The 5,038-nt window shown below is 38.6% G+C and carries 5 protein-coding genes and 1 pseudogene; all 6 read right to left on the reverse strand.

All coding sequences use genetic code 11. From position 1 onward, the window contains the following. A pseudogene (locus ACKPEB_RS17220) lies at positions 1-244 on the reverse strand (2OG-Fe(II) oxygenase); the annotation flags it as partial. Between the two features lie 37 nt (positions 245-281). Next, complete coding sequence (locus tag ACKPEB_RS17225) at positions 282-1,022, reverse strand: sulfotransferase domain-containing protein (RefSeq protein ID WP_408966190.1); 741 nt, start codon at positions 1,020-1,022, stop codon at positions 282-284. A 67-nt stretch (positions 1,023-1,089) separates the two neighbouring features. Continuing rightward, positions 1,090-2,172 carry a glycosyltransferase family 4 protein gene (locus ACKPEB_RS17230; RefSeq protein WP_408966191.1) on the reverse strand — a complete coding sequence of 361 codons (1,083 nt, stop codon included), beginning with the start codon at positions 2,170-2,172 and terminating at the stop codon, positions 1,090-1,092. 49 nt (positions 2,173-2,221) lie between these two features. Beyond that, positions 2,222-3,562: an oligosaccharide flippase family protein gene (locus ACKPEB_RS17235; RefSeq protein ID WP_408966192.1), complete on the reverse strand. Its 1,341-nt coding sequence runs from the start codon at positions 3,560-3,562 to the stop codon at positions 2,222-2,224. Between the two features lie 441 nt (positions 3,563-4,003). After that, on the reverse strand, positions 4,004-4,237 hold the full coding sequence (locus ACKPEB_RS17240) for a hypothetical protein (protein ID WP_408966193.1): 234 nt from the start codon (positions 4,235-4,237) through the stop codon (positions 4,004-4,006). A 284-nt stretch (positions 4,238-4,521) separates the two neighbouring features. Beyond that, positions 4,522-4,866 carry an ArsR/SmtB family transcription factor gene (locus ACKPEB_RS17245; protein WP_408966194.1) on the reverse strand — a complete coding sequence of 115 codons (345 nt, stop codon included), beginning with the start codon at positions 4,864-4,866 and terminating at the stop codon, positions 4,522-4,524. Positions 4,867-5,038: the final 172 nt, after the last annotated feature.

The following is a 5,038-nucleotide window of genomic DNA, read 5'->3' on the forward strand; positions in this document are numbered from 1 at the left end:
CTTCACCCATCTGTAATTCGGAAGTCGAGGCTAATTTTTTTTCGGCGGCTGCATCAAATTTTTGCCAATTGATTTCTCCGGGTTTGGGAAATTCTTCTAAAATTTGATCTAAAACCCATTCTGGCAAGAAATTATCCATCACAATATGGGGAAAGGGTTTTGCTTGAGCGTAGGATTGGCAATTTTTTTCTGCCAGATCATGTAAATAATCATAGTCGAGACAGAAGCTTAAAGATTGAGTCATTTTTTTCTCCTAAGTTTTGAAGGATCAATTGTAAGGTTTAACAGTTCCAAGGAGATAAGTCCCAATTTAAAAACTCAGCAAGTTTTTGATTGGGTTCTCGATATTTTTCTAATAACATTTGGCGAGTTTCTGGACGCATAGGCGGGGGCATATATTGTTTGGATTTCCAGTCTTTGTATTTGAAACGACGTATCCATTGATAGGCTTGATCTTTCAATGATTGAGGTAAGAGGGACTTGATCTGCTCAACCCCTGGAATCTGGTTGAAAGAAGAGGTCATCTGTTTCCGTATAAACCATTCTGGATCATCCTCAGCTTTATTGGCAACTAGGGTACTTTCCTCAGTTAAATTAATATTGGGATCAGCACCAATAAAAGCCAGAATTTTACAAATCGTTTCATGAGGATGTTGAATTAACTCCTCCATACGGAGGAATAAGAATGAAGAACGGGGATAAAATGCTAGATACTGTTCGATTTGATAAAGATAAAAACTACTGTCGATTGGTAACGCTTTGACTAGGCGTTCTACCGTATGGGGGTATTGTTGTAACCGGGAATAAGTTGTTGAGGCTTCTCCACAAATTTGATCAAGTTTGGCATCTTGAAATAAGGATTCATACCAGCCCATCCCTCTTGCAAAATGGCTATCTACAGAAAAGAAATCGGGTTCTTTTGGAGTAGACATAAAGATTTGAGGATGGCGACATAAATATTGATACAGGGTTGTTGTCCCCGATTTGGCTGCACCGATAATAATAAATTGGGGTTTGAGCATTACACCACTCCTTTTGATTCAAGGTTTAGGTTTGTTCTGTAGCAATAATTAGCACGACTTAAAAGGTTTAAGAACGAAGTAGCTTTTCAAGGACTTGTTCACACAATAAAGCCGCATCATCCCAGGTATAACTAATTGCTTTGGTATAAGCACGTTCCGACATCTGACCCCACTGTTCTTGGGACATTTGGCAAATCTTAACAATGGCTTCAGCCATTTCTTCTGGGTCTTCCGGTTTGACTAAGATTCCAATTCCGTCGCTGAGGAGTTCTGGAGCCGCACCCGATGGCACGCCAATCACTGGAGTACGGCAAGCCATTGCTTCTAAAATCGGCCGTCCAAACCCTTCAAAGCGACTTCCAAATAACCAGGCATCACAAGAAGCATAAATATCTTTGATTTGATCTTGGGGAGGCTGGCAGAAAAATTCACTCCTTGGGGGTAAAGGTAATTCAGGAACAGGAGGTTTAGTTCCAAAACAAACTAATTTTAAGTTAGGAATTTGCTCAGAGGCTAACGCAAATGCTTTTAAACTGATGTCACAGCCTTTCCAATACAAGGGGGAATAGAGCATTCCTACGGTGGGAACTGTTTGTTTTTTGCGAGGCTCAGCATAATATTTTTTGAAATCGACACTGTTCGGCACTAAGGAAACATTTTGATCTCCATATTCTTTGTCCATAACGTCTACTAACCACTGAGAAATCACAATTTTATGGAGAGGTAACCGATAGGTTGCTGCGACCCGTTCTTTAGGTAAATAATCGTGAGTTTCATGATGGCGAATCATATATACTTTTGCTCCTTTAGAGGGGGAAAGATTAGCCACCCATTCTGCTGTTTCCCACCAAGTTGCTATCACAATATCGGCATCAGGAATATCAGCATCGGTGACTGGCGGTGGATGATCTAAAATCCGACGAGGCAGATCAAGATTGTCGAGATGGGAAGGCCCGGTTCGTTTCCAGGGAATTAACCCTTTACCTTTTAAAAGAGATTTAACTTGCTGAAGCCCGCTCGGTCTGCGTTTTTGAGGAGAGACCATATAGACTTCATGACCTCGTTTCTGTAAGTGATAAGCTAGATCTCCGGTCGATTGTACTCCTCCTGCTAAACTCTTCCAATTGGCCATTACAAAGGTAATTTTCATGGTTAATTTCCTGATTCAAAAAGGTGTTTATTGTTGACTAACTTAGACGCTAAAAGACACTATCAATGGATAATCCCCCTCCTAAAGCATATCGAATTCCGCCTAGTAGAACAATCATCCCTAATAGAATGAAAGTAGCTCCTAAATCCTGTTTTAAACCTAAAAGTTCTTCTTGCCAAAGCCCATAGTTAACGACAATATAGGAGGGAATATCATTAAATGCAACAACGATGATCGCTCCTAGAACTCCCATCATAGAAAAGGATAACGGCAGTAAAATCACCATGTACAACAGCTTGAATACATTACCTAGAGCAATATAGAGGGGTTTTCCAATCGCAAATAGAGCTTTATTAATACTGCTGTGGAGGATAAATGGCCACATTCCCAAAGCTAGAATCGGCAGCATCCAAGCGGCTTGTTCATATCTTTGATCATATAAACTCAAAATTAATTGATCTCCAAAGCAAACTAGAATAGCTAAGGGAAAACAGATCATTAATAATAATAACTTTCTTTTGTCGAGAATATTTTGCCGAAGTTGGGAGCGAGGCAGATCTAACTGTTTAGAAATAACCGGAAAAACAACTTTCCCCATCACTGCTTGCATTAGAGATTTAGGAAGATCTGCTAAAGCAAAAGCAACGGTATAAACCCCTAACATTTCTAAGGTTAATAATTTACCGAGAATCAAACGATCAGATTGAGATGCCAAGAATGTCATCACTGTTGAAACAAAAATCCAGCGTCCAAAGGAAATTAATTCTTTTAAGGCACTTTGATCCCAAGCAAAACGATTGGGCATTCCGGTATTTAAGTAATGGCTCCTAATTAATCCAAACAAGGAGGAAATTAAAACTCCAACAATTAATGCCCAGATGTTAGGACTAATCCACGCCCAAAGAATCATTACCCCAAGGCTTAATCCTTGGACAATAAAGTCATAAATTGTTAGGGTTTTTAAGTTTAAATGGCGATTCAGACTGGCTAAAGATGTAGATTCAAACCCTGCTATAACCGTTCTAAAACCGACAATGGGTGTAATCCACAAAAGTTCGGGTTCGTTGTAAAATTTAGCAAGAGGAACTGTAATTAATAGGCAGATAATCCAAAGCCCTAGTCCTCGAAAAACTTGAATTGTCCAGGCCGTATTTAGAAATTCTGGATCATCTCCTCGCTGACTCCGAATAATACTCGGTCGAATTCCGATATCAGAAAATAGGTTCAGACCTGTAATAAAGGTATTGACTAAGGCTATCAAACCAAATAATTCGGGCAGGAGGAGACGAGTTAGAATTAAGTTTCCTCCAAATCGTAAAACTTGGCTTCCTCCATAGCCAAATAGAGTCCAAATTGTACCTTGAATTGCCTTTTTACTCAGGGACGCCATGAGGGTATGAACATTTAATCTATTGATGAACTATCGAGTTTAGGAATATTAGAAAGAACAATTAAATTATTTGAGAGAACCTGTCTCTATCGATGAGTTGTTCTTGAGGGTGTAGCCTCTTGATCCTAAATTCCAAAAGTTTTGAGCGAAAACAAATTTAATTTTGGGACGGACTCTAGTGGAATCTCCAACTAGAATCCTTAAAATTGTCTAGTGTTTAGAATAGAGCAAACTACGCTAATTATGCTATAATTATAGATAAGCTTAACAAAAGTTTTACATTTTTCTTAATAAAACCAGAACTTCTTTTGAAATAGACAAAACATCTCCCAAAGGAAATAAATTAATTGGAAATAAGGTAAAATTCTCTTCCAAAGTTGCTAAAGAAGCCAGGAGACAGATAATCTGCACCCTGGCTTAAATAACTTTAAATTCAGTTGACTATCCTGCTTTTTTGCCAATTCCCAGATGTTGTTTACTTTCTCGAAGTTGTTCCCATAAGGTTTCAATTTGTACATAAGATTCTTCTACCGAAAGTTTCCCGCTGGTTTGCAAGCCAACAATAAAGTTGACCTTCTGAGCAAATTCCTGCAAATTCGCATTAAACACAACATTTTCAGGAGTTGCTTTTCCTCGATAACGGGAACTCCAGTAAAACGAACCTCGGTTGGTCATCTTTTTCACCCTCCAGTTTACATAATGATCCATTTTTACATACAATGTCGGATTCAGAATCAACTGAAAAAGTATTCCTTGATACTTTTATTTATTAAAACTCAATTGACTTCATTCTTTCGGGATAGAGAAAATAGACTTCTATATCTTAAGATATAGATTGATATTAAGAATTGAAGTTCTTCACATCCTAGAAGCAATACAAGAAAACACTCATTCAAGTTGGTTAAAAAAGATACAGACCTTTTCAATTTTTCAGCCACCAGGACATCCTGAGACGGCTGTCAATCACAACCCTTGTGGGAGGTTGCAATGCTGCTGAAATAGCGGTACTGTGCCAAATATTCTTCTAAAACTTTAAATTGGTTAGGGTTAAGACGATAGTAAATCCATCGTCCTTCTTGACGACTTTGTACTAATAATGCTTCTTTCAGGGTTTTCAAGTGGAAGGAAAGTTTAGACTGACTGACTCCCAATTGTTCGCACAATTCACAAACACACAATTCTTGTTCCCGTAACAGATTGATAACTTGCAAACGCAAAGGGTCAGATAGGGCATGAAACCTAGCAACTATAACACTGTTAGGTACAGGAACCACAGGAGTTACCATCCCATTGTTTGCAACCATTGAGGATCTCCTAACTTCAAGGGAATTACTCTAGCTTATCATCTTCGTTTGATTCCCATATCAAGTACAAATCAACCCTGCTGAGGTGAACATTCAGGATGGTTGATCTTCTTTTGGAATCTACAGTCCTTTGATGAAAATGAAAACTGGCTTCTGATCTTTACATAACCCC

Origin of the sequence: Planktothrix sp., from assembly GCF_046067725.1 — a bacterium.
In the GTDB taxonomy this organism is placed as follows: Bacteria; Cyanobacteriota; Cyanobacteriia; order Cyanobacteriales; family Microcoleaceae; genus Planktothrix.

Bases quoted from the DNA above. Each gene is read 5' to 3' on its own strand.
- ACKPEB_RS17225 (WP_408966190.1), bottom strand. From the start codon at position 1,022: ATGCTCAAACCCCAATTTATTATTATCGGTGCAGCCAAATCGGGGACA.
- ACKPEB_RS17230 (WP_408966191.1), bottom strand. From the start codon at position 2,172: ATGAAAATTACCTTTGTAATGGCCAATTGGAAGAGTTTAGCAGGAGGA.
- ACKPEB_RS17240 (WP_408966193.1), bottom strand. From the start codon at position 4,237: ATGACCAACCGAGGTTCGTTTTACTGGAGTTCCCGTTATCGAGGAAAA.
- ACKPEB_RS17245 (WP_408966194.1), bottom strand. From the start codon at position 4,866: ATGGTTGCAAACAATGGGATGGTAACTCCTGTGGTTCCTGTACCTAAC.
- ACKPEB_RS17235 (WP_408966192.1), bottom strand. From the start codon at position 3,562: ATGGCGTCCCTGAGTAAAAAGGCAATTCAAGGTACAATTTGGACTCTA.